This window comes from Phenylobacterium sp. SCN 70-31, from assembly GCF_001724605.1.
Lineage (GTDB): Bacteria > Pseudomonadota > Alphaproteobacteria > Caulobacterales > Caulobacteraceae > Phenylobacterium.
On the sequence record NZ_MEEX01000020.1, the window covers coordinates 44,994 to 68,190 of the forward strand.

At 69.2% G+C, this 23,197-nt stretch carries 18 protein-coding genes; 11 read left to right on the forward strand and 7 right to left on the reverse strand.

Features of this window, described 5'->3' with window-relative positions; genetic code table 11:
- Nucleotides 1–13 precede the first annotated feature (13 nt).
- Together ABS78_RS15240 and ABS78_RS15245 are read left to right on the forward strand one after the other, a co-directional pair.
- On the forward strand, nucleotides 14–961 hold the full coding sequence (locus tag ABS78_RS15240) for an ornithine cyclodeaminase family protein (RefSeq protein WP_293380991.1): 948 nt from the start codon (nucleotides 14–16) through the stop codon (nucleotides 959–961).
- The gene (locus ABS78_RS15245; protein ID WP_293380994.1) at nucleotides 952–1,893 is read left to right on the forward strand and encodes an ornithine cyclodeaminase family protein; all 942 of its coding nucleotides are present in this window, start codon (nucleotides 952–954) and stop codon (nucleotides 1,891–1,893) included. The genes ABS78_RS15240 and ABS78_RS15245 overlap by 10 nt, the downstream gene beginning before the upstream one ends.
- Nucleotides 1,894–2,020: 127 nt before the next feature.
- On the opposite strand, the gene ABS78_RS15250 is transcribed toward ABS78_RS15245, so the two are convergent.
- The 4 genes from ABS78_RS15250 to ABS78_RS15265 all read right to left on the reverse strand — a co-directional run bounded on the left by ABS78_RS15250 (nucleotide 2,021) and on the right by ABS78_RS15265 (nucleotide 6,057).
- Nucleotides 2,021–2,422 (reverse strand): VOC family protein, encoded by a 402-nt coding sequence (locus ABS78_RS15250; protein ID WP_293380997.1) that lies wholly within the window; start codon nucleotides 2,420–2,422, stop codon nucleotides 2,021–2,023.
- A gap of 20 nt (nucleotides 2,423–2,442) precedes the next feature.
- A complete protein-coding gene (locus tag ABS78_RS15255; protein ID WP_293381000.1) occupies nucleotides 2,443–3,015 on the reverse strand; it encodes a TetR/AcrR family transcriptional regulator in 573 nt (190 codons plus the stop codon).
- A gap of 70 nt (nucleotides 3,016–3,085) precedes the next feature.
- On the reverse strand, nucleotides 3,086–4,549 hold the full coding sequence (locus tag ABS78_RS15260) for a peptidase S10 (protein WP_293381003.1): 1,464 nt from the start codon (nucleotides 4,547–4,549) through the stop codon (nucleotides 3,086–3,088).
- 8 nt (nucleotides 4,550–4,557) lie between these two features.
- Nucleotides 4,558–6,057: a hypothetical protein gene (locus ABS78_RS15265; RefSeq protein ID WP_293381006.1), complete on the reverse strand. Its 1,500-nt coding sequence runs from the start codon at nucleotides 6,055–6,057 to the stop codon at nucleotides 4,558–4,560.
- Nucleotides 6,058–6,370: 313 nt separating this feature from the next.
- On the opposite strand from ABS78_RS15265, the gene ABS78_RS15270 reads away from it, so the two are divergent.
- The 7 genes from ABS78_RS15270 to ABS78_RS15300 all read left to right on the forward strand — a co-directional run bounded on the left by ABS78_RS15270 (nucleotide 6,371) and on the right by ABS78_RS15300 (nucleotide 14,516).
- Entirely contained in the window at nucleotides 6,371–8,401 is a 2,031-nt protein-coding gene (locus tag ABS78_RS15270) for an amidohydrolase family protein (RefSeq protein ID WP_293381009.1), read from the forward strand.
- A gap of 2 nt (nucleotides 8,402–8,403) precedes the next feature.
- A complete protein-coding gene (locus tag ABS78_RS15275; protein WP_293381012.1) occupies nucleotides 8,404–8,550 on the forward strand; it encodes a hypothetical protein in 147 nt (48 codons plus the stop codon).
- Between the two features lie 10 nt (nucleotides 8,551–8,560).
- Nucleotides 8,561–9,859, forward strand: coding sequence for an amino acid permease (locus tag ABS78_RS15280; RefSeq protein ID WP_293381015.1), 1,299 nt, complete (start codon nucleotides 8,561–8,563; stop codon nucleotides 9,857–9,859).
- A 171-nt stretch (nucleotides 9,860–10,030) separates the two neighbouring features.
- The gene (locus ABS78_RS15285) at nucleotides 10,031–12,172 is read left to right on the forward strand and encodes a matrixin family metalloprotease (protein ID WP_293381018.1); all 2,142 of its coding nucleotides are present in this window, start codon (nucleotides 10,031–10,033) and stop codon (nucleotides 12,170–12,172) included.
- An 86-nt stretch (nucleotides 12,173–12,258) separates the two neighbouring features.
- Nucleotides 12,259–12,948 carry a TetR/AcrR family transcriptional regulator gene (locus tag ABS78_RS15290; protein ID WP_293381021.1) on the forward strand — a complete coding sequence of 230 codons (690 nt, stop codon included), beginning with the start codon at nucleotides 12,259–12,261 and terminating at the stop codon, nucleotides 12,946–12,948.
- Nucleotides 12,949–13,783: 835 nt separating this feature from the next.
- A complete protein-coding gene (locus ABS78_RS15295; RefSeq protein WP_293381024.1) occupies nucleotides 13,784–14,098 on the forward strand; it encodes a hypothetical protein in 315 nt (104 codons plus the stop codon).
- A gap of 34 nt (nucleotides 14,099–14,132) precedes the next feature.
- Nucleotides 14,133–14,516 carry a helix-turn-helix transcriptional regulator gene (locus tag ABS78_RS15300; RefSeq protein WP_293381027.1) on the forward strand — a complete coding sequence of 128 codons (384 nt, stop codon included), beginning with the start codon at nucleotides 14,133–14,135 and terminating at the stop codon, nucleotides 14,514–14,516.
- A 191-nt stretch (nucleotides 14,517–14,707) separates the two neighbouring features.
- Here the strand turns inward: ABS78_RS15300 and scpA are convergent, their stop codons facing one another.
- The 3 genes from scpA to ABS78_RS15315 form a co-directional block, all read right to left on the reverse strand.
- Nucleotides 14,708–16,864: a methylmalonyl-CoA mutase gene (gene scpA, locus ABS78_RS15305; protein ID WP_293381030.1), complete on the reverse strand. Its 2,157-nt coding sequence runs from the start codon at nucleotides 16,862–16,864 to the stop codon at nucleotides 14,708–14,710.
- Between the two features lie 52 nt (nucleotides 16,865–16,916).
- Nucleotides 16,917–18,314, reverse strand: a complete 1,398-nt coding sequence (locus ABS78_RS15310; protein WP_293381033.1) for a methylmalonyl-CoA mutase family protein — start codon at nucleotides 18,312–18,314, stop codon at nucleotides 16,917–16,919.
- A 62-nt stretch (nucleotides 18,315–18,376) separates the two neighbouring features.
- Nucleotides 18,377–19,396, reverse strand: coding sequence for an alpha/beta fold hydrolase (locus tag ABS78_RS15315; protein ID WP_293381035.1), 1,020 nt, complete (start codon nucleotides 19,394–19,396; stop codon nucleotides 18,377–18,379).
- A 186-nt stretch (nucleotides 19,397–19,582) separates the two neighbouring features.
- Between ABS78_RS15315 and ABS78_RS15320 the strand changes: the two genes are divergently transcribed.
- On the forward strand, nucleotides 19,583–20,587 hold the full coding sequence (locus tag ABS78_RS15320; RefSeq protein WP_293381038.1) for a nitronate monooxygenase family protein: 1,005 nt from the start codon (nucleotides 19,583–19,585) through the stop codon (nucleotides 20,585–20,587).
- A gap of 98 nt (nucleotides 20,588–20,685) precedes the next feature.
- Entirely contained in the window at nucleotides 20,686–23,190 is a 2,505-nt protein-coding gene (locus ABS78_RS15325; protein ID WP_293381041.1) for a TonB-dependent receptor, read from the forward strand.
- Nucleotides 23,191–23,197: the final 7 nt, after the last annotated feature.

Here is a 23,197-nt window from a genome sequence, read left to right on the forward strand (position 1 = left end):
CGGAGGGTTCGATATGGTCGCCAGCATCGCAGGCCTGAACGTGTTCGACGCCGCCGCCGTGCGGGAGAGTCTGACCTGCGAGGCGGCCATCCCCCTGGTGCGCGAGGCGATGATCGCGCTCTCGGACGGCCGGGTCCGTCAGCTTCTGCGCAGTTTCATCGGCCTGGGCGAGGGGCGTACGTTCGCCATCATGCCCGCCGCCCTGTCCGAGCGCGGGGCGTTCGGCGCCAAGCTGGTCAGCGTGTTTCATGACGGCCAGGGCCGGAAGGCGCACGAAGGTCTGGTCGTGCTGTTCGATGGCGGGTCGGGCGCGCCTGTGGCCCTGGCCGACGCCGGAGAGGTCACGGCGATCCGCACCGCCGCCGCCAGCGCCGTCGCCACCGACGCCCTGGCGCGCAAGGACGCGCGTGTCCTCGCCATCGTCGGAACCGGCCGGCAGGCCGAGGCCCACTTCGCCGCCCTGCGGCAGGTGCGCGACTTCGACGAGGTTCGGGTCTGGGGCCGCGATCCGGCGCGGACGGCCGACTTCGCCCGCGAACACGATCTGACGTCGGGCGATCTGCCCGGCGTCCTGTCCGGCGCGGACGTCGTCTGCACCGTCACCGCGGCGACGGACCCGGTGGTGCGGGGCGCGTGGATCGCGCCCGGAACCCATGTGAACGTCGTGGGGTCCAGCGGGCCCGGCCAGGCCGAAATCGATGGCGCGCTGGTGGCCGTGGCGCGCTTCATCGTGGATCACCGGGAACATGTGCTGGCGCATGGCGGCGAGTTCCTCCGCGCCAAGGCGGCCGGCCTGGTCGGCGACGACCACATCGCGGGCGAAATCGGCACGGTGCTGACCGGGAAGATCGCCGGTCGTGCGTCAGATTCGGACGTGACGATCTACAAGTCCCTGGGCCACGCGGTCCAGGACCTGGCGGTCGTGACGTGGCTGCATGAGAGGGCTCAGGAATGCGCGTGATCGATCGCGAGGAGGTCGCGCGGAAACTGACCTACGAGGTCTGCATCCCGCTGGTCCGCCAGGCCATGATCGCGTTCTCGCGCGGCGAGACGCGGCAACTTCTGCGCTCGATCATCCCGCTGGCCGACGGCCGCATGTTCGGGATCATGCCGGGCGCCCTGGGTGAGCGCGCGGTGTTCGGCGCCAAGCTGATCAGCGTCTTCCCCGACAACTTCTCCAAGGGACTCCAGTCGCACCAGGGGGTGGTGGTCCTCTTCGACGGCGAGACCGGGGTTCCCGTCTGCGTCGCGCACGCCGGAGAGATCACGGCGATCCGCACCGCCGCGGCCAGTGCGGTGGCGACCGACGCCCTGGCGCGGCCCGCGGCGTCGCGGCTGGCCGTCCTGGGGTACGGCGAGCAGGCGGCCACCCACATCCGCGCGATCGCCCAGGTTCGGCGTCTGTCGCGGGTCTCGGTGTGGGGCCGCGATCCCGGCCGGGCGGCCGCCTTCGCCGAGCGCATGGGCGCCGAAACCGGTGTCGCCACCGTGGCCGCCAAGGATGTTGAGACCTGTGTCGCCGAGGCCGAGATCGTCTGCACGGTCACCAACGCCCGGGAGCCGATCCTGCTCGGTCGCTGGATATTGCCGGGCGCCCACCTGAATTTGGTGGGCTCCAGCTACGCCGGGCCCACCGAGGTGGACCACGACGTGGTCACCGTCTCCCGCTTCATCGCCGACAGCCGCGAAGGCGTGCTGGCCCAGGGGGCCGAGTTTCTGAAAGCCAGGGAGGCCGGCCTGGTGGGGGACGACCACGTCGTGGGCGAGATCGGACAGGTGCTGGCCGGGGACATCCCCGGCCGCCAGTCGCCCGACCAGATCACCGTCTACAAATCCCTGGGGCACGTGGTGCAGGATCTGGCGGCGGTCAAGGCGCTGTACGACGCGAAGTAGGAGACGCCGACCACTAGGGGCTCCGGCGTCCCCAACCTCACAGATTTCTCGCAATTGCCGGCGTTCGCAGACGCGACGATCACCCATCGTGCCGGGCTGTCTGTGCGGTCCGGAACTGGCCTGCGCTTCAGCCCAAGGTCGCAGGCTGGAACAGCTCCACCACATTGCCGGACGGATCCTCCGCCAGGATCTGTGCGCCGCCCGGGCCGCGGACGATGTCGTTGCGGAACGCCACGCCCTCGGCGCGTAGACGTTCAACCTCGGTGACGATGTCGCCGACGATGATCTGGAAGCGGTTCCAGCCGCCGGGTTCGGGCTGGCGGCCGTCCGGCATGGGGTAACCTGCGGAACTGCCCTTGCCGCTCAGCAGCAGGCGGATCGGACCGCGTTCGACCGCGGCGAAGACGGGAGAGATGTTGGGCAGTTGGCGGAAGCCGAAGTGACGGACGTACCAGTCCACGCAGGCCAGTACGTCACCGACCATGTATCGGATATTCACGGGGTTCATGATCGCGGGGGTCTCGCTCATCTCGGGTCCTTCCCTCTAGGTCACGGCGCGAGGGTGCGCCGGAGCAGGTTCAGCAAGGCGGCTATCGCCGCCTCGCGCCCGGCGCCTGCGGCGATGGTGTCAGCGGTCTCGTGTGTAGCGGCGAAGAGCAGGCGCGCCGTGGCGTCGGGATCGACCGGACCGAAGGATTTCGCTTCCTGGCCGGCGCGGATGATCGCCGCGATGCGTGCAATGCCGTTGTCGGCCAGCGGTCGCCGTTCGGCGAAATCGGAATGGAAGATCGCCTCTCCGAAACCGCGTCGTGACAGCGTGAAGTCGATGAAGGCGATGGCCTGGGCGTCCACCAGTCCGGGCCAGTCCACCGGGCTCTCGACCTCGGTGGGCAGGGGATGGGTAACGTCGAACTCGGACACCAGGCGACCGCGCACGGTTTCTAGCAAGTCATCCCATGTCGGGAAGTAGAGGAAGAAGGTGCCCTTCGCGATCCCCGCCGCTCGGACGACATCTTCGACCCTCACATCGGCGCCGTGGGCCTGGAGCAGCCTCTCGGCGGCTTCGACGATCTCCAGCCGGCGCGCCTCGGGCGAGAGGCGCCGCCGAGGCGGCTTACCCATGACGATCACCCTAATGACCAAGGGTCATTAACTGCTCGTCGTCGGCCAGTGTCAAGGGCCTGGGGAAGGGTTACCGGCCGCTCACAAGCGCACGGATATCGTTGCTGAACTGCACCCGGACGGGCGCTTCCCGATACATCATGTGGCCGCCGGGGTAGCAGCGGAACGACATGGCGGCCTTGAGAGCGGGCGGCAGGTTTCGGGCGGTCTCGTCGTCGCCGGCGCAGTTGGCGAGCGAATCGTAGAGTCCAGAGGCCACCAGCACCCTCAGCTGCGGATCGAGCGCCGCCGCCTCGGCCGTCGCGGGCAGCGGCGGCCCCAGCTTGGGCGGCCCGGCGCCCGTCCGTACCGCCTCGGCGATAGCCGCCTGCCGTTCCTCGGGGGTGACGGGGCCGGTGGCGTAGTCCCAGCGCGCGCCCACGCCCTGGGGCGCCTTGCCGTCCGGCAGGTAGCCGTCGGTAAGAGGTTCGAGCCCGACATAGGGGAGGTCGGTACGATAGCCGAGGTCGCCGCGCAGATAGGCGAGGATGGCGTCCCGGGCGGACACGCGCGGCTCGTCGGCGATGCGCATGTCGAAGACGTTCAGCGTCTTGCCGGGGACGAGCTCGGTGCGGAACTGCCGCGGCGTGACGATCAGGGTCTGGCGGTCGATCCTCGCAATGGGGATGCCGATCAGGCGCGAGAGCCCGGCGGCGATGGTCTCGCGCTCGTCGGTCGTCAGGCTGTCGCGCCGGGCCAGCGCGGGGCCGTAGACGTCGCGCGCCCAGGCCTCGGCGGTCCGGCGCACCGCCTCGGGCGTCGCCCCCACGTCGGGGGCCAGCCGGCCGTGGTGAAGCGCGGTCGCGGCATAGCCCGCGATCCGCAGATGGCTGACCGGCGCGTCGTCCCCCAGCCGGGAGAGGCCCGTGCCGCCCGAGACGAGGCCCAGGCCTGCCACGGGAATGCCCCGCGTCATCAGGGCGTGGCCGACATTGGCCGCGCGCCCGGCGCCCCAGCTCTCGCCGATCAGGTAGAGCGGCTGGGCCTCGGCGCCGTGGAGCAGCCGCCAGGACCGGACGAACTCGGTCACCGACGCCACGTCGCCACGCGTCCCGTAGAATGCCTGGGCGTCCTCGGCCCTGGCCGGTCGGCTGAACCCCGTGCCGATGGGGTCCACGAAGACGAGGTCGGCGTGGGTGAGCCAGGTCTCGGCGTTGTCCACGAGGCGCGCGCCTTCGCCGCGTTTCGGCCCGGCCACCTCGAAGTGCAGGGTCGCCGAATTGGCGCCGGGTCCGCCGTTCCAGACGAACGCCAGGGGGCGCGGCTTGCCGGACGCGGGGACGCGGTAGGCGATGTAGAACATGAACCCGCGCGGCTGACCGGTCTCGGCGTCGCGGATGGCGATGCGTCCCGTCTCGGCCTCGTAGCGCAGCGGCTTGCCGCCGATGAGGATCTCGTGCCGCGTGACGACGGGGCGCTCCGCGGTGGGCAGCGCCAGGGCCGGCGTGGCGAAGGCCAGCGCCAGGGTGAAGGCGGAGGTGAGCGCGCGTCGCATGCCGGCCTCTACCGCGGCGCGCCGCCGGTCACCCAGGCGCGGATGTCGGCGTTGAAGGCCTTCAGCGTGGGCTCGTGGGTGTAGGCCATGTGTCCGCCTTCATACTGGCGCTGGAAGACCCGGTCGCGCGGCCAGTCGCTCTTGGTCACCATGTAGCGGGCGGGGCCGACGGTGGTGGTCAGGTCGTAGACGCCCGTGCCGATCATCAGGCGGAACTTGGGATTGGCCCGAAAAGCCGGGCCGATGCGCGCCTGGTAGTCGTAGTCGAGGAACGGACCGCCCGGCCCCAGCGTGCCGTCCCACGCCCAGCCCGAGGTTCCGGGCGCGCCGCTGCGGTAGTCGTCGGGCGAACGGGAGACGCCGAGGTTCTGCTGGTAGTGGGCCAGCATGGCCGGCCGGGTGAGTCCGATGACCGGACCGAAGGGGTCCTGGGGCCGCTGGCCCGCCGCGGGCGCAGCACCGGCGTAGCGGGCGTCGTACATGCCGAGGAGCTGATCCTCGCCCTTCAGCAGCTCGCGCAGGAAGGCGATCTTGGTGATCTGCAGGTCGTTGGCCAGATAGTAGTCGGCGCCGATTCCCGTCATCGCCTGAAGCTTGTCCGCCACCGTCCTTCGCTCGGCGGCCGGCAGGTCGTGGCCGCGGAGCAGGGCCTGGAGGTATTCGCCCATCCCCCAGGCGTAGGACTCGTCGACCGCCGCCTCGATGGGGCGGCCTTTCCAGGCCGGCGCGCGCCCGTGATAGGCGGCGACGGCGGCCAGCGCCGTGAGGTTGGTGGCGTAGGCCAGGACGTTCTTCGCCCGCTGGCTGGTTTCGATCATATTGACCGCCTGGCCGAAGAGGAACACGCCCTCCAGCGGCATGAGGTCCGCCAACTGGCCGGCCATGAGCGCGGCGCGCAGGGTGCCGTAGCTCTCGCCCAGCACGTACTTCGGCGAGGCCTCGCGGCCGTTGGCGCGGCACCAGGCGACCACGAAGTCCGAGACGGACCGGGCGTCGCCCTCGACCGAATAGAAATAGTCCCGCTTTCCGGCCGGCAGGATCCGGGACCAGCCGGTCTCGGCCGGGTCGATCAGGACGATGTCCGCCACGTCCAGCACCGTCTCGGTGTTGTCCACCAGTTCGAGGCCCAGGGCCGGCGCCCTGGGGTCCTGGGCGACGCGGTAGCGCTTGGGACCGAGCGCCAGCATGTGCAGGGTCGCCGACGAGGAACTGGGTCCGCCGTTGAACGCGAAGAGAACCGGACGCTTCGCGGGATCGGCCTTCTCGGCGACATAGGATGTGGTGACGAACCGGGCCGTGGGCTGGCCGTCGGCGCCCGCGATCAGGGTTTCGCCGACCGTGGCCGCGTAGGCGACCTTCCGGCCGTTGAAGACGCCGGTGCGGCGGGTCACGACGGGCGCCGAAGACGCTGTGGCCGAGGCCGCGGGCTGGGCCTGCGCCAGGGCCGTCGCCCCGGCCGCGGCGACGGCGCCCGCCGCCAGAAGGTCGCGCTTGGTGAAGCCCGCCATCGTCGTCTCCCGTAAGCCCGTTTTCCGTGAGCCGCCTCAGGCTAGCGAGGCCGTGGCGGATTTTCATTGCGTTGTGGCGTAGGGCCGCCACCGGGCGGGAATAGGCTATGTGGCGTGTCCGCGCGCTCTGCATTGAACTTGTCGCGGTTCGGGGGGCGATCCGGCAGATCGAATAGAAATGCCGCCGCGCCGAGGTACGATGTTGCGAGCTCGACCTGTCTTGTCCGTGCTTGCCCGACCCTTGCTCGCCCGACCCTTGCTCGCCCGACCCTTGCTAGCCTGACCTTGCTCCACTGACCCTGGGGATGACCGAATGCCCATCCGCGCCGCTTTCGTCCTGGCCGCGCTGGCCCTCGCCACGGCCCAGCCAGCGGCCGCGGCGACGCAGAGGTTCACGGTCCTGGCCAACGGCGAAAAGGTGGGCCACCTGGTCGCCGAGCACGAGGGGCGCGCCGCATCGGTCGACTACGCGGTCAGCAACAATGGGCGAGGGCCCAAGGCGAAGGAGCAGATCCGGTTCGATGCGGCCGGCATGCCGGTTTCCTGGACCATCGAGGGATCGTCGCTGTTCGGCAGCCCGGTCAGCGAGCGGTTCGCCTGGACCGACGGCCAGGCCGAGTGGACGAGCCAGGCGGATCAAGGGCGTCGGCCGGCGGCGAAGCCCATCCTCTACATCGGCAACGACGTCAGCCCGTGGATGCTGGGCGTCTATGTGAAGGCCCTGCTGAAGGCGCCCGGCCGGACGCTTCCGGTCCTGCCCTCGGGCGAAATGCGCCTGACGGAGGTGCGGAAGATCACCCTGCCGGGGGGACAGGGCAAGGAGCCGGTCTCGCTGACGGTCTACGAGCTGTCCGGCATCGACCTCAGCCCCGACTATGTGCTCGTCGATTCCCGGGGCGAGCTGTTCGGCACTGGCGGCGGGCGCCTGATCCGGGAGGGCTACGAGGCCCATGCGCCGCGGCTCGAGGCGCTCCAGCGGGAAATCTCCATCCAGCGCGCCGAGGATGCGGCGAAGGCGCTGGCCCACCGGTTCGACGGGCCGGTCCGCATTCGCAACGTGCGCATCTACGACCCCGAGAGCATGACCGTGGGCGCCCCGTCCGAAGTGTTGGTCTTCCGGGACCGCATCGCCGGCGTGGCCCCGATGGGCGCGTCGACCCCCATGCGCCCGGGCGAAACCCTGATCGACGGGCAGGGCGGCGTGCTGATGCCGGGCCTGCACGACATGCACGCCCATTCCAGCTTCTCGTCCAACCTCTTCAACCTCGCGGCCGGGGTTACGGCGGTCCGGGACCAGGGCAACGACAACGACGCGCTGCTGGAGATGATGGAGGGCCTGCGCACCGGCCGGCTGATCGGCCCGCGGATCGTGCGCAACGGCTTCCTGGAGGGGCGCAGCCCGTTCTCGGCGCGCAACGGCCGCATCGCCGACAGCCTGCCCCAGGCGCTGGACCACGTCCGCTGGTACGCCGACCATGGCTACTGGCAGATCAAGATCTACAACAGCTTCAATCCAGACTGGGTGGCGCCGGTGGCGGCCGAGGCCAAGCGGCTGGGCATGGGCGTCAGCGGCCACGTCCCCGCCTTCTCGTCGCCCGACCGGGTGATCCGCGACGGCTACGACGACATCGCCCACATCAACCAGCTCATGCTGGGCTGGATTCTGGACCCGAAGGAGGACACGCGCACGCCGTTGCGCCTCACCGGCATGGCCCGGGGCAAGGACCTGGACCTCTCGTCGGAACGTGTCCAGGCGACGGTGCGGCTGATGAAGGAGAGGGGAACGGCGCTCGACACCACCGCCATGATCCTCGAACGCCTGATGCTGTCGCGCTCGGGCGAAGTGCAGGCGGGCGACGCGCCCTACCTCGATCATGCGCCGATCGGGTACCAGCGCTACCGGAAGCGCAATTTCGTCACCATCAACAGCCCTCGGGACGACGCCGACTACCAGGCCGGGTTCCGGAAGGTGCTCGAGGTGGTGAAGATGCTGGACGACGCCGGCGTCCAGCTTCTGCCCGGAACGGACGACGGGACGGGTTTCTCGTCCCATCGCGAGATGGAGCTCTACGTCGAGGCTGGTATCCCGGCGGCCAAGGCCCTGCGGATCGGCACGCTCGATGCGGAGCGCTATTTCCGCCGCGATGGTGACCTGGGAACGATCCAGCGCGGCAAGCTGGCCGACTTCATCCTGATCGGCGGCGATCCCACGGCCGATATCCGCGACATCCGCAAGGTGCGGATGACCATGGTGGGCGGCGTGGCCTTCTATCCCGCCGAGATCTACGAGCACCTGTCGGTGAAGCCCTTCGCGCCGCCGCCGCCCGTCTCGAAGGCGCCCTGAGCGTGCCGGCTCCGAGGCGCGACGCGCGGACGATCCGGACCCTCGAGCCGCCTCGGTCCGAGCTGCCCGTGCGGCGCGCCGAAAAGGTTCACAAGATCGGCTGCTACACGGACGATCCGCCGGCGCCCGAGGCCGCCTGCCGGTTCTGAGGGGGACGACATGACCGAACAGCTTCGCCACGGGGTCAAACTCATCGACCTCGTCATGTTGGGCGCCGGCACGGCGATTGGCGCCGCCATCTTCTCGGTGCTGGGGCCGGCCGCCCAGGTCGGGGGGAACGGCATCCTCATCGCCGTGGGGATCGCGGCCCTCCCGATGGTGCTGTTCGGCCTCGTCTACGCGTTCATGGCCTCGGCCGTGCCGAAGACCGCGGCGTCCTACGAATGGCAACGCGAGTTCACCCACCCGCTGATCGCCTTCGGGATCGTCTGGCTGCGCGTTCTGTCGAACGCGGTGGTGATGATCATCCTGGCCCAGGTGCTGGTGAACTATCTCGGCATGGTGATTCCGCTGCCGGCCAAGCCGGTGATGCTCGCGTTCTTCGTTGCGGTCTGTGCGATCAACTACATCGGCGTGGCCGTCGCGGCGCGGGCCCAGACCATCCTGATGCTGGGCCTGCTGGCGGTGTTCGCCGTCTTCGTGGCGGCCGGAGCGCCCAGCATGAAGCCGCAGCTCTTCGTCGAGGCGGCGTCCGGCGGCTGGTTGCCGATCCTTGCGGCGCTTCCGCTGATGATCCAGCTCTTCCTGGGAATCGAGACCGCCACCGAGGTCGGCGAGGAGGTGGCCAACCCCAAGACCACCGTGCCGCTCGGGCTGGCGCTCGGGCTGCTGCTTACCGTCGTGGTCTATCTGTCCATCTCGTTCACCGCGCTCAGCCTCGTCGGCCCCGAAGCGCTGGCCGCCAGTCAGGCGCCGCTGCTGGATGCAGCGAAGGTGGCGCTGGGGCCCGTGGCCACGCCGCTCATCGTGGTGGCCGCGGTGCTGGCCCTGACCAAGTCGATGAACGCCGTCTTCCTGGTCTTTTCGCGCTTCCTGTTCGCCATGGGCCGCTCGGGCGTCCTCCCCGCGGCGCTGGGGAAGATCCATCCCCGGTACGGCACGCCCCACGTGGCGATCATGGTGGCCTTCGCCGCCTCGGTGGCGGGCCTCCTGCTGCCCTCCAGCCTGCTGTTCCTGCTGATCGCCGTGAACATCCCCACCATGATGAAGTACCTGGGCTCGTGCCTGGCCGCCTTCAACGTCGCCAGGGATCACCCCGACGTGCACGCCCAGGCCCGCCTGCGCTTCGGCCGGGGCACGGTGATGACGCTCTCGGTCCTGGGCATGGCGGCGGCCCTGGTCATCGCGGCCCTGGGCTTCAGTTCGGACTGGCGGCCCTACGTCCTGCTTTCCGTCTGGCTCGCGATCGGCCTGGCCTACTACGCCTGGCGCCGGAGGACGACCGCGCGCGCGGTCTGAGCGGGCGCAGCGGGCGGCCGCCCGCCCCGACACCTCTCCCGCGACACGGCCTGGGAATTCTTCCCGCAACCGGCGAGCGAACTTGCCTCCGCCGGAGGTTTCCGGTGGAGTATCGCCAAGCTCGGGGGCGAACGGGGGCCAACCGGCGATTCCTGCGTAGGGGGACCGTCCGTGCCGGTTGTCACGACTTTCGAAGCGCTGCTGTCGCAGTACACCTGGAACGGCGTTCAGGTGGCTGGACGGCCCGTTTTCCTGACATTCTCGTTCGATCAGGTCGCGGCCACGTCCGCAGGCGGCCGCCTGCCGTCGGCCTTCCTGGCGAGCTTCCGGGCTTTCTCGGAGAGCGAGCAGGAGCTTGCGCGGCGCGCGCTCGCCATTTGGGCCGACGCCAGCGGCGTCACCTTCTTTGAAGTCGGTCCCGGACAGGGCGATCTTCGTTTCGGGTCCTACGATTTCACGCTCGCGCCACCCCAGCTGACCGACTTCGCCGCCTTCGCCTACTTCCCGCAGGTCTTTGATTTCGCGGACGGCGCCTGGGAGGACGACTGGGGCGGCGACATGTTCTTCGATTACGGCTTCGCCGATTTCGAGACCCTGTTGCACGAGATCGGCCACGCTCTGGGCCTGGATCATCCGTTCGAGGGGCCGATCACGCTGGACCGCTCTGTCGACAGCACGGACCAGACGGTCATGAGCTATACGGCAGGCGCCTCCGAGGTCACCGGAATTGGACCGCTGGACCGCGAGGCCATCCAGTTTCTCTACGGTCCGCCGTGGTCGGACGGCAGCCAGGCCGCATCCTGGTCGTGGGACCCGGTGAACAAGGTGCTGACCCAAGCCGGGGGTGACGCCAACGACCGGCTCGCCGGCGTCGCCGTCGCCGACCGCATTCAGGGCGGCGCCGGCGACGACTACATCATGGCCCGCGGCGGTGCGGACTCCGTGGATGGCGGTCCCGGCAACGACACCGTGTCCGGGGGGGACGGGGCCGACACCGTCCTTGGCGGCGCCGGCGACGACATCCTCGACGGCGACAACGGCGACGACGAGCTGTTCGGCGGCGCCGGTGACGATGAGCTTTGGGGGATGAACGGCGCCGACACGCTGCGCGGAGAGGATGGCGACGACTACCTCAGCGCCGGGGCTGGGGCGAACCGGCTGTTCGGCGGCAATGGCGCCGACACCCTGGTGACCAGTTCGGGCGCCGACACCGTGGATGGCGGCGCGGGTGACGATGAACTCTGGTTCGTCCATTCGACGACCGCGCCGGCTTCGCTGAGCTACGCCAGTCTGACCGCTGCGGGGGGCGTCTACACCAGTATCGAACTCATCGCGATCTTCGGGGGCCCGGGCGACGACACGATTCAGGGTGGTCATCTGCCGGACTATCTGTCCGGCGGCCAGGGCGCCGACTCCATCGTCGGGGGCGCCGAGGCCGACGAACTGTATGGCGGGGCGGGGTCGGACACGCTGTCCGGCGGAGATGGGGCCGATGTACTGGCCGGCGGTTCGGGCGACGACTGGCTGATCCCCGGCGCCGGCGCAGATGATATCTGGGGAGGTCCCGGCGTCGACACCGTCGATTACTCCGCCGATCGCGGGCCGGTCGACGTCACGATCAACCAGCCGCGCGTGGTGGACGGGGCTTCCGAGACGATGGCGGAGGTCGAGAACCTCGTCGGCTCTCCCTATGCCGACCGTCTTCGCGGCGATGCAGGCGACAATCGCCTGTTCGGCGGTGGCGGCAACGACACTGTGATCGGCGGCGACGGCGCGAACTATCTGCGTGGCGACGAAGGTAACGACAGCCTGATGGGCGGCGCCGGCTTCGACGACATCAACGGCAACATGGGAGACGACACCGCGTCGGGCGGGCCGGGCGACGACTGGGTCGTGGGCGGCAAGGACCAGGACCGCCTGTTCGGCGACGAGGGCGACGACCTCGTCTATGGCAACCTGGGCGACGACACGCTCGACGGCGGACCCGGGAACGACGTGCTCCGCGGCGGGCAGGGGAACGACACCCTGACAGGCGGCGCCGGGAACGACTTCATTTCGGGCGACCGCGGCGACGACACGGTGGCGGGCGGCGCCGGCGCCGACATCTTCCACATCTTCGCCGAGGCGGGGATCGAGCGCGTCGTCGACTTCAACCTCGCCGAGGGCGACAGGGTCATGCTCGCGCCGGGGAGCCAGTACACCGTGAGCCAGGACGGCGCCGATACCGTGATCAGCCTCGTCGGGGGCGCGCGGATGATCCTCGTCGGCATTTCGATGAGCGGCCTGACGGGCGACTGGATATTCGGCGCCTGACGCGGCGCCGAGGCGTCCTCGCCTGCGCCGCCTGCCTTTGACGGCGAATGATGCTAGCTGGTGCGGCGGTAACCGGCGGGGAGGTCATGGCGCGCACGGTCGGGCAGGCAGGAGGCGTTCGGGGGCGGCGGCGCAAGGGGGAGGGGCCGGATCTGCGCGAGTCCATCCTGGATGCGGCCGAGGCGCTGTTCTCGCGGCACGGCTTCTATGGCGTGACGGTCAGGCAGGTGGCCGCCGAAGCCGGCGTCGATACGGCGCTGATCCACTACTACTTCGGCGCCAAGCGGGAGCTGTTCGAGAGCGTGTTCGCCCGCCGGGCCGAGATCCTCAACGCCGCACGCCTCGACGCCCTTCGCGCCTACGCCGAATCTCAGGCCGGGCGTCTCTCGGCGGAGGGGATCATCGAGGCGTTCATCGATCCGCTCATCCAGCGCGCCCTCACGAACGACGAGGGCTGGCGGAACTACTTTCGGCTCGTCGCCCTGGTGAACAACACGCCGGCCTGGGGGGGCGAGACCATGCACCGCTTCTTCGATCCGGTCGTCCACAAGCTCATCGACACCCTGGCGCTGGCCCTGCCGCGGGCCGAGCGGCAGGACCTCTACTGGGCGTATCAGTTCCTGACCGGGGCGATGATGCTCACGTTGTCCGAGACCGGTCGCATCGATCAGCTTTCGAACGGGCTATGTCGCTCCACCGACATGGAGGCCATCCGCGAACGACTCTACGTCTGGTGCGCGGCGGGCCTGGAGGAACTGGTCCGACGCGGCCGTTGAGGCGCGGACGGCCCGCCGATTTGGCGGTGCAACATCCGGTCGCACCCCGTTGTCCGACTGCCCGGGACGATCTCGCGGATCGCAGGGACGCGCACCTGCCGAGAAAGTCGAGACCGTATATTTTATCAAATAAAACAAATATATGAATGTGAATTCCGATGGCTGTCCGTCTGGGGGCGGGCGTCGCCTCGGTCACCTTTCCCGCCGCGCCGAGCGCGGCCTGCGGGCGACATTTCATGTTGAGGTGAAATTGGGGCTTGCGTGCATTGCAGCAAAGGCGCAGAAAGGTCCTGCCCTTTTGGGCGTTTCCTCCCTAATGAACTGGCCGCGCCTCCGGGCGCGGCCTTTTTTTCATGCTTCCACGCCCCGGACGGTTCCTTGCCCAACGGTGTTCATCCGGCCCGGAAGGAAGCCTCGCGCCCGGTCTGGTTGCGCTCCGCGCCGCCTCCGGACCCCGCGGCCGACGCTTCGGGGGCGTCGAACGTCTTCAGATTCGACGATGTCACCCAAAATGGGGGTTACATCTCGCTCGACCGCGGCTTCGCCGCCGTTGCTCATCCCCGTGGCGCCCGTTTCCCCCGCGCCTCGGGCGACAGGCTGAGACCTCCCGGCGCCGTCTCGCGCGCCGATCGGACGCCGGCGCGATCGAAACGCTCGGCGCAGTCGCGCTTTTGGCGGCATTTCGGTCAGAATTTGCGGTTTGCAGGCCTCGAAGAGCATTGGTACGAGGCGAACGGCCTCGACTGTCTCCAGGTGGCTGTGTCTGGGGGCGCGGGGTTCCGCCGGAGTCGACTAACCCCCTGACGCACCGTGAGTTCCCGGCGGGGTGCGCCGGATGATCGCCGTTCTGGAAAGCGCCCGCCAGGGTTGCTTGCTTTCCCGTTTTCGATGGTCGAGTTTCGAATTTATGGGGGGGCGAATGATTCAAGACTCAGAGCATGGCAAGCGTCTGGCCCAAAACCTCGTCGAACTTCTTGCTCCGTACGAGGAAGAATTGATCCAGCTCGAGCAGGACGCGCCGGCGTTTGGTCCACTTCGGAGGGCCTTGGGTATTGCCATTGCTGAGGCTTGTTACGTCATCTCGGATGTGCCTACGCGAGCGGAGAACGTTGTTCCGCCAGCCGATGACCCGGCGAGCCAGACGCGATAGAGCAGATCCGCCCCAAGGAGATCCAAGACTACTCATGGCCAGCAAACCAGAAGCCGCCGCGGACCCGATCGACGTGGCGGTCGGCGCGCGGATCAGGCTGTTGCGAAAGGTTCGGGGCTTGTCGCAGCAAGCCCTGGCGGAAGCCGCCGGCGTGACCTTCCAGCAGATCCAGAAGTACGAACGCGGGGCCAACCGCGTGTCGGCGTCGATGCTGCAACGCATCGCAAAGACCCTGGGCGTTCCGGTCGCGGAGATGTTCGGAGAGACTTCGCCGTCCAGCGGCGCCGTGGACGAGGTCGCCGCGCTTCTGGCCGAACCCGGGGCGCTCGAACTGCTGAAGGCCTATGCGGGCCTGCCGCGAGGGGTCTCACGCTCTGCGCTGGTCGAGTTCGTGCGCAGCCTGCGCCAGCCGACCTGACCGCGACGAGTTGGGCTCAGCTTTCGGCGGACGCCCTTTTTCGTGCGCTCTGGCCTCCGGCCCTGGTCGCCACTTTGGCGGGCGAGGGCGGTTTCAGGCCGCGAAAGCCCCGACGCGCGCGGAATTCTCCGCATGCGGTTCTTCCGCATGATCGATGGAGGGGGTGATCGGCTTGGCCGCGCGCCGGCGACCTAACGCCCCGCCTGTTCCTGCGCGTAGCCGAGCTGTTCGTTCAGGCGGTCCAGCACGGTGATGGCCGCCTCGGGGACGACGGTGCCGGGCGGGAAGATGGCGGCGACGCCCATGTCTTCCAGAGCCTTGAAGTCCTCGGGCGGAATCACGCCGCCCACGAACACCAGGATGTCGGGCCGGCCCAGCTTGGCCAGTTCCGACTTCAGTTCGGGCACCAGGGTCAGGTGGCCGGCGGCCAGCGAGCTGGCGCCCACGGCGTTCACGCCCTTTTCCACCGCCTCGGCGGCGGCTTCGGCCGGCGTCTGGAACAGGTCGCCGATCTCGACGTCGAAGCCCAGGTCGGCGAAGCCCGAGGCGATCACCTTCTGGCCCCGGTCGTGGCCGTCCTGGCCCATCTTGGCCACCATGATCCGCGGCTTCCGGCCGTCGGCCTGGACGAAGGCTTCGGCCATCGCCTTCGCGCGCTCGCCCGCGGGCGTCGCGCCGGCCTCGCGCAGATAGACGCCCTTCACAGCGTCGGCGTTGGCCTTGTGGCGGCCGAACACCTTCTCCATCGCGTACGACATTTCGCCCACGGTCGCCTTGGCGCGCGCGGCGGCCACGCACAGCTCCAGCAGGTTGGCCTTGCCGGCGGCCCCGGCGGTCAGCGCGTCCAGCGCCGCGGCGAGGGCGTCGGGATCGCGCTCGGCCTTCAGTCGGTTCAGCTTGGCGATCTGGGCGTTGCGGACGGCGGTGTTGTCCACCTTGAGGACCGGAATGTCGTCCTCCACGTCCGGGCGATAGCGGTTCACCCCCACCACCGACTGCTTGCCGGAATCGATCCGTGCCTGGGTGCGGGCCGCCGCCTCTTCGATGCGGCGCTTGGGAAGGCCGGCCTCGATGGCCTTGGTCATGCCGCCCAGGGCCTCGACCTCGGCGATGTGGTCCAGCGCGCGTTCGGCCAGGTCGGCGGTCAGGCGCTCGACGTAGTAGCTGCCCCCCCAGGGATCGACCACGCGGGTCTGGCCGCTTTCCATCTGGATGAACAACTGGGTGTTGCGGGCGATGCGCGCCGAGAAATCCGTCGGCAGGGCCAGGGCTTCGTCCAGCGAGTTCGTGTGCAGGCTCTGGGTCTGGCCGCCCGTGGCGCCCATGGCCTCGATGGCCGTGCGCGGCACGTTGTTGAACACGTCCTGGGCCGCCAGGCTCCAGCCGCTTGTCTGGGTGTGGGCGCGCAGGGCGAGCGAGCGGGAGTCCTGCGGGTCGAAGGTTTCCTTCATCAGCTTCGCCCAGAGCAGGCGGCCGGCCCGTTGCTTGGCGACCTCCATGAACATGTTCATGCCGGCGCACCAGAAGAACGACAGGCGCGGCGCGAACTTGTCCACCGTCATGCCGGCGGCGACGCCCGCGCGGACGTACTCGATCCCGTCGGCCAGGGTGTAGGCCAGCTCGAGGTCCAGCGTCGCCCCGGCTTCCTGCATGTGGTAGCCGCTGATCGAGATCGAGTTGAAGCGCGGCATCTCCTTCGCGGTGTAGGCGAAGATGTCGGCGATGATCCGCATCGAGGGGCCGGGCGGATAGATATAGGTGTTCCGGACCAGGAACTCCTTCAGGATGTCGTTCTGGATCGTGCCGGTCAGCTTCTCGTGCGGCACGCCCTGTTCCTCGGCCGCCACGATGTAGAGCGCGAGCACCGGCAGAACGGCGCCGTTCATCGTCATCGACACGCTCATCTTGTCGAGCGGGATGCCGTCGAACAGCGTGCGCATGTCGAGGATGGAGTCGATGGCCACGCCGGCCATGCCCACGTCGCCGGGCACGCGCGGGTGGTCGGAGTCGTACCCGCGGTGGGTGGCCAGATCGAAGGCGATGGACAGGCCCATCTGACCCGCCGCCAGGTTGCGGCGGTAGAACGCGTTGGAATCCTCGGCCGTGGAGAAGCCCGCGTACTGGCGGATGGTCCACGGGTTGGTGGCGTACATGGTGGGGTAGGGGCCGCGCACGAACGGCGCCAGTCCCGGGTAGCCGCCCAGCGCCGTGAACGCCGCGGCGTCGTCGGGTCCGTAGGCCGGCTTGACGTCCACGCCCTCGGGCGTGGCCCACGGCGCGCCCGAGGGCCGGGAGAAGACGCCCACATCGCCGTCGAACGGCAGGGTCGAGAAGTCGGGGAAGCTCATCTCGAAGTCCCTCCCGCGGTCTTGCCCGCGGTCTTGAAAGTGAAGCCGCGCATCATGCGCCCGCCGCCTCGTAGGCTTCCGACAGCCGCACGGGCGTCAGCGCCGCGCACCGGCCGTCGGGGCCGGGGAGGCGGGCGTCGGCGGGGTCCGGCGTCGCCGGCGCCGCCGGATCGACGTCCACCGGCGCCTCCTCGGTGGGCGGGAAGGCGGTGACGCCCAGGATCTTGGGCGCGCCGCGCGCCGCGTTCGCGGCCTCGACCTCGCGGGCGATCAGGCCGGCTTCCAGCGCCGCGATCAGGCCGCCCGCGGCCTCGATGGCCTGGAGTTTCGCCCACGCCGCCCGGGCGATCTGGTCGGTCAGGGCCTCGACATAGCCCGATCCGGCTGCGGGATCGGCCACGCGTCCGATCTCGCCTTCCTCCATCAGCACGAGCTGGGCGTTGCGGCTCTGGCGTCGTGCGAAGGCGGTCGGCAGGCCCAGCGCGTCGGTGAAGGCGCCCAGGATCACCGCGTCGGCGCCTCCGGCCGCGGCGGCGAAGCCGGCGGCGGTCAGGCGGATCATGTTGGTCCAGGGGTCCTTGGCCGTGAGCATCCGCCGCGACGAGCGGGCCTCGATCCGCGCGGTGGCGCCGGCCCCGCTGGCGGTCGCGATGCGTGCGAACACCTGCCGCGCGGCGCGCATCTTGGCGAGGCTCACGAAGTAGTCGGCGTCGGCGGCGAGGCCCAGGGTGATCCGGCCGAACGCCTCGCCCACGGGCAGGCCCGCACGGACCAGGGCCTTGGCGTAGGCGATGGCCGCCGAGCCCGCGAACGCCACCTCCAGCGCCTCGCCGCCGCCGGCCTCGTGCGCGATCCGGCCCGAGGCCAGGAAGAGCTGGGCGTGGGGATAGGTCTGGGCGAGGCGCACGCCCACGGTGGCGGCGCTGACCAGATGGCTCTCGATGGGGCCGGGGCTGGCGCCCGCCGCGGCGAAGGCGCTCAGCGGGTCCATATGCAGGTTCAGCTTCGCGCCGGGCGACGACTTGGCGACGGCGTGCAGCGCGTCGGCCGCCTTGGCGCCCAGGAACCCGGCGTCCAGGCCCACCGGCGCGAGCTCGACCACCACATCCTTCAGCGCGCGGCTCAGGGCCTCGGGGGTCGCGTGTCCGGACACGATCACCGAAGCGGCGCCGCCTTCGAGGTCGGCCAGCAGTTCGGCGTTCACGCGCGCCGGGTCCGGGTGGGCGGAAAGCGTCCGTAGGTCCCAGGGCCGCTCGGCGTCGTAGGGGCGGACGGGGAAGCCGGCGGGCGCGGGCGCGGCGGCGTACAGCGGCGCGATGGGGAGACCTTCGACGGTGGCCTTGGTCAGGCTCTCGAACGGCTTGTCGCCCAGCGTCTTGGCCACCAGGGCGCGCCAGGCGTCCTCGCCGGCAGGCGTGATTCCAGGGTCGAGACGGGCGATGTCGGCCATGCGGCGAGATGCGCTTCCACGCCCGCGGGCGTCAAGTTCACGCAAGGGGAGAGTAGGGGCCGCTACAGCTCCTGGATCAGCCGCCAGAAGCGCTTGGTGGTCACATACTCGCGGTTGCCGATGGCGTCGGGCTCCGCCCCGTTCAGCACCGCGCCGATGTCGGCCGCCATCGCCGGGCTGCGGACATAGTAGCTGTGCCGCGCCAGCGGGTCGCCGCGCCCGCCCACGTGCCGGCAGTCCACCAGCACGATCTTCTTCGGGATCAGGTCGATCAGGCGCGGGCCGTCCGAGCCCAGGCGGTCGGGGTTGGACTTGGTCTTGTCGGAAACCAGCAGGGCCCGGTCGTCGGGGTTGAAATAGACCGTCACCTGCCGCCCCAGCCGTGGCAGCAGCCGCAGCTTGGTGTCGGTTTCGAAGGCGTCGTCGTCCTCGTCGGGCGCGGCCAGCATGATCTCGTGGAAGACGCGGGTGAGCGCCTTCGGATCCTTGGCCAGCGCCGCCTGGAGCCCCTGGCGCAGGACGTAGCAGCCCATGCTGTGCGCCAGCAGGTGCAGTCGCCGCTCGCAATAGGCCTGCTGGTTCAGCTCCTCCAGGTAGTCGCACAGTTTCAGATAGGTCCGGGCCAGCGCCGGCCCCGACGCGCGGGCGTCCTCCCGGTCGCTGTAGTACGACATCAGCGGCACCGCCTGGCCGTCCGACGGCCAGCTGAAGACCACGATGTTCACGGGGGCGCCGTTGACGCGGACGTCCTGCGCCAGCCGTGCGCCGGCCTCCAGCGCGCCGGTGAAGCTGACGTTGAAGCCGTGGATGAAGACGAGGGTGTCCGACTTCTCGCCGCTCATCAGCCGGCGCAGATCCTCCAGGAAGCGCTCGGACCCGCCCTTGATTCCCGTCGCCGTCTTGCGTTCGGCGTAGACGGTGACCCCGGTCAGCTTCGGCCCCCCGGCGCCGGCCTCGAAATCGGCATAGCCGAATCGCAGCGCGGCGACCCCGTCCGGATTGAACCGCGGCCCGAAGGCCTGGAGCTTGTTGCCGGCCTGGTAGTTCCTGTTCGTCGCGAAGAAGACCCTGACCTGCGCCATCACAGCCCCAAAGCACATCCTTTGCGTGAAGAGAACAACTTGCGGGTGATTTCGCAACGGCTGGTGACGATATCGCCTTCCGTCGCGCCAGGGTGTCACGATCCGGCAAGACCGGCTTGACGCTCGCAATCGTCTGCGTACAACGTAAATAGAACACTCCTTCCCCCTTTTTCGAGGATGCGCTCCATGGCTCTGCCGCCCGTTCTGCGTGATCGTCTCCGCCTGCCGGTGATCGGCTCGCCGCTGTTCATCATCTCGGTTCCGGACCTGGTGATCGCGCAGTGCAAGGCGGGAATCGTGGGGTCGTTTCCGGCGCTGAACGCGCGTCCGGCCTCGCTGCTGGACGAGTGGCTGCACCGGATCACCGAGGAACTGGCGGAATGGGACCGCGATCATCCCGACACGCCGTCGGCCCCCTATGCGGTCAACCACATCGTCCACAAGACGAACGACCGGCTGGAGCACGACCTGGAAGTCTCCTGCAAGTGGAAGGCGCCGGTGGTCATCACCTCGCTGGGCGCGCGCGAGGACGTGAACAAGGCGGTCCACGCCTCGGGCGGCGTGGTGCTGCACGACGTCATCAACTCCACCTTCGGCCGCAAGGCGGTGGAGAAGGGGGCCGATGGCCTGATCACCGTGGCGGCCGGGGCCGGCGGGCATGCCGGGGTGCTGTCGCCGTTCGCGCTGGTCCAGGAGATCCGCGAGTGGTTCGATGGCCCGGTGGCGCTGTCGGGCTCGATCGCGAACGGACGTGCGATCCTGGGCGCCCAGGCCATGGGCGCCGACCTCGCCTACATCGGCTCGGCGTTCATCGCGACCCAGGAGGCCAACGCCGACCCGGGCTACAAGCAGATGATCGTGGACTCGTCCGGCGACGACATCGTCTACACGAACCTCTTCACGGGCGTTCACGGCAACTACCTGCGGCCCTCGATCGTGGCGGCGGGCCTGGATCCCGACGACCTGCCGCATTCCGATCCCTCGAAGATGAACTTCGGCTCGGGCGGCAACCAGAAGGCCAAGGCCTGGCGTGACATCTGGGGCTGTGGCCAGGGGATCGGAGCGCTGAAGGAAGCCCCGACGACGGCCGAATACGTCGCCCGTCTCGCCGCCGAATACGAGGAGGCCAAGGCCGAACTGGCGCTCAAGACTTCGTTCACCGCCGGTCGGGCGCTGCTCGCCGCCGAGTAGGGGTTTAGGAAAACTGCGTCGGCTTCCAGCTTATTCAGACTGATTCCATAGGAATAAGAGGTCTAAAGGTCCCCCTCTGAAAACGAGGGGGATCCCGCATGACTTCGCTTGCGCTTCGACGCGCCCGTCCGGCCGCCGTCCTTTCGGCTTTGCTGTGCAGCGCCGCGCCGGCCGCCCTGGCCCAGACGACTGCCCTGGCCCAGACGACGGCCCTGACCCAGACGGCGGCGCCCGCCGCGGAGAACCACGCCGCCGTGGTCGCCGCGGTGGCCGAGGCCGCGGACTCCACGACGGTCGGGGAGATCACGGTCACGGCGCGCCGTCGCGAGGAGACCGTGCAGGACGTCCCGCTGGCGGTGTCGGTGGTGGCCGGCGACAAGGTCGATGCGACGGGCGCCTTCAACGTCGGCCGCCTCCAGCAGCTCGCCCCGACGCTCCAGTACTATTCGTCCAACCCGCGCAACACGGCGGTGAACATCCGCGGCCTGGGCGTGCCGTTCGGCCTGACCAGCGACGGCTTCGAGCAGGGCGTCGGCTTCTATGTGGACGACGTCTATTACGCCCGCGTGGCCAGTGCGACGCTGGACTTCCTCGACGTCTCGCGGATCGAGGTGCTTCGGGGACCGCAAGGCACGCTCTACGGCAAGAACACCACGGCCGGCGCCGTCAACATCACCACCAACCAGCCGACCTTCGACTTCGAGGCCAAGGCCGAAGTGTCGTTCGGCAACCTCGACTTCAAGCAGGCCAAGGCGGCCGTCTCCGGTCCTCTGAGCGACACCCTCGCGGCGCGGTTCGCCGTCTCCACCACCACGCGGCGGGGTACGATCTACAACATCACCAGTCGCCAGTGGGCCAACGGCCAGGACAACCTGGGCCTCCGAGGCCAGGTCCTCTATCGGCCCAACGACGACCTCGCGATCACGCTGGCGGCCGACTACAACAAGCAGGACGCCGAGTGCTGCGCCCAGATCTTCGTCCGCACCGGCGCCACCCAGCGCCCGCTGAACCGGCAGTACGCCGCCCTGGCCGCCGCCCAGGGCTACACCGTCGTCAGCACCAACCCGTTCGACCGGCTGACCGATGTGGACGCCAACCTGAACGCCGGCAACGAGATCGGCGGCGCCTCGGTGCGGGTGGTGTGGAACCTCGGTCCGGGAACCCTGACGTCGGTCACCGCCTGGCGCTACTGGGACTGGAAGCCGGAGAACGACCGCGACTTCCTCGGACTGCCGATCGTCACGAAGTCGCAGAACCCGTCCCAGCAGGATCAGTATTCCCAGGAGTTGCGCTACAACTACGGCAGCGAGCGCCTGGACGTCGTCGTCGGGGCGTTCGCCTTCAAGCAGCGGATCGACACCCAGGGAACCGAACAGCACGGGCCCGCATCCAGCCGCTGGAACATCAATCCGACCAGCGCGCTGGCCAACGATCCCACCGTCCTCGACGGCCTGGTGGCGCGCAACACCCAGTTCCTGAAGAACACCAGCTTCGCGCTGTTCGGACAGGCGAGCTGGAAGGTCAACGACCGCTTCACCATCCAGCCGGGGGTGCGGCTCAACTACGACAAGAAGGAGGGCTACTACGAACGTCTCGTCTTCGACGGCCAGGGCCTTCCGGTGCTGTTCAGTCAGACCGATGCGCGCAAGGTCGCGCAGCGCGGGGTCTTCGCGCCGCAGGTGAGCGCCCCCGAATTCAGCGACTGGAACTTCAGCTACGACCTGACGGCCAGCTATGCGTTCGCGCGAGAGATCCGGGGCTATGCGACCTACGCCAAGACCTTCAAGACCGGCGGCATCAACCAGAACGGTCTGCCCACCGATACTGCGGGCAATCCCATCCTGGCGGCCGGCTCGATCAAGCCCGAGGACGTCGACCACTTCGAGGCCGGGCTGAAGACCCAGTTCTGGGACCGGCGCGCCACCCTCAACCTCGCGGCCTACCGCACCGACATCAAGGACTACCAGGCGACGGTGACCAACGGTCAGCTCGGCGTGCTGCGCGGCTATCTGGCCAACGCCGGCAAGGTTCGCAGCCAGGGCTTCGAGTTCGACTTCTCGGTCCAGCCCAGCGAGCGGTTCACGGCCTATGTGAACGGCGCCTACGTCGACGCCACCTACCGCAAGTTCGTCGATGCGCCGTGCCCGCCGGAGCTTTCGGGCGGAACGACGGTGGCCGCGGGCCAGACGCCGAGCGCGCCCGGCACGCCCGGAGGCCTCAGCCCCGCCAACTGCGACATCTCGGGACAACGCCTGCCGGGCGTGTCCAAGTGGAGCTTCTCGTTCGGCGCGGAAGCCAACTTCCCGAGCACATTCCTCGGGCGGGAAGGGGAGGTCTACCTGGGCTACGACGGCAGCTACCGGTCGAACTTCTCGTCCAACGCCTCGCCGTCGATCTACACCTGGGTGGATGGCTATTCGCTCTCCAGCTTCCGGGTCGGTTTCCGCACGCCGGAGGGGATCAACGTCTTCGGCTGGGTGCGCAACGCCTTCGACGAGAAGTACTTCGAGCAGCTCGCCGTAGGGCCCAGCAACACGGGCCTGATCGCCGGCCAGCCGGGCGACCCGAGGACTTACGGCCTTACTCTGAAGGCCGCGTTCTGAGGCGGGT

Excerpts from the sequence above, each read along its gene's own strand:
- ABS78_RS15280 (WP_293381015.1), top strand. The coding sequence starts at position 8,561 with ATGACCGAACAGCTTCGCCACGGGGTCAAACTCATCGACCTCGTCATG.
- ABS78_RS15265 (WP_293381006.1), bottom strand. The coding sequence starts at position 6,057 with ATGGCGGGCTTCACCAAGCGCGACCTTCTGGCGGCGGGCGCCGTCGCC.
- ABS78_RS15290 (WP_293381021.1), top strand. The coding sequence starts at position 12,259 with ATGGCGCGCACGGTCGGGCAGGCAGGAGGCGTTCGGGGGCGGCGGCGC.
- ABS78_RS15255 (WP_293381000.1), bottom strand. The coding sequence starts at position 3,015 with ATGGGTAAGCCGCCTCGGCGGCGCCTCTCGCCCGAGGCGCGCCGGCTG.
- ABS78_RS15245 (WP_293380994.1), top strand. The coding sequence starts at position 952 with ATGCGCGTGATCGATCGCGAGGAGGTCGCGCGGAAACTGACCTACGAG.
- ABS78_RS15250 (WP_293380997.1), bottom strand. The coding sequence starts at position 2,422 with ATGAGCGAGACCCCCGCGATCATGAACCCCGTGAATATCCGATACATG.
- ABS78_RS15270 (WP_293381009.1), top strand. The coding sequence starts at position 6,371 with ATGCCCATCCGCGCCGCTTTCGTCCTGGCCGCGCTGGCCCTCGCCACG.
- ABS78_RS15300 (WP_293381027.1), top strand. The coding sequence starts at position 14,133 with ATGGCCAGCAAACCAGAAGCCGCCGCGGACCCGATCGACGTGGCGGTC.
- ABS78_RS15260 (WP_293381003.1), bottom strand. The coding sequence starts at position 4,549 with ATGCGACGCGCGCTCACCTCCGCCTTCACCCTGGCGCTGGCCTTCGCC.
- ABS78_RS15240 (WP_293380991.1), top strand. The coding sequence starts at position 14 with ATGGTCGCCAGCATCGCAGGCCTGAACGTGTTCGACGCCGCCGCCGTG.
- ABS78_RS15295 (WP_293381024.1), top strand. The coding sequence starts at position 13,784 with ATGATCGCCGTTCTGGAAAGCGCCCGCCAGGGTTGCTTGCTTTCCCGT.
- ABS78_RS15325 (WP_293381041.1), top strand. The coding sequence starts at position 20,686 with ATGACTTCGCTTGCGCTTCGACGCGCCCGTCCGGCCGCCGTCCTTTCG.
- scpA (WP_293381030.1), bottom strand. The coding sequence starts at position 16,864 with ATGAGCTTCCCCGACTTCTCGACCCTGCCGTTCGACGGCGATGTGGGC.
- ABS78_RS15315 (WP_293381035.1), bottom strand. The coding sequence starts at position 19,396 with ATGGCGCAGGTCAGGGTCTTCTTCGCGACGAACAGGAACTACCAGGCC.
- ABS78_RS15310 (WP_293381033.1), bottom strand. The coding sequence starts at position 18,314 with ATGGCCGACATCGCCCGTCTCGACCCTGGAATCACGCCTGCCGGCGAG.
- ABS78_RS15320 (WP_293381038.1), top strand. The coding sequence starts at position 19,583 with ATGGCTCTGCCGCCCGTTCTGCGTGATCGTCTCCGCCTGCCGGTGATC.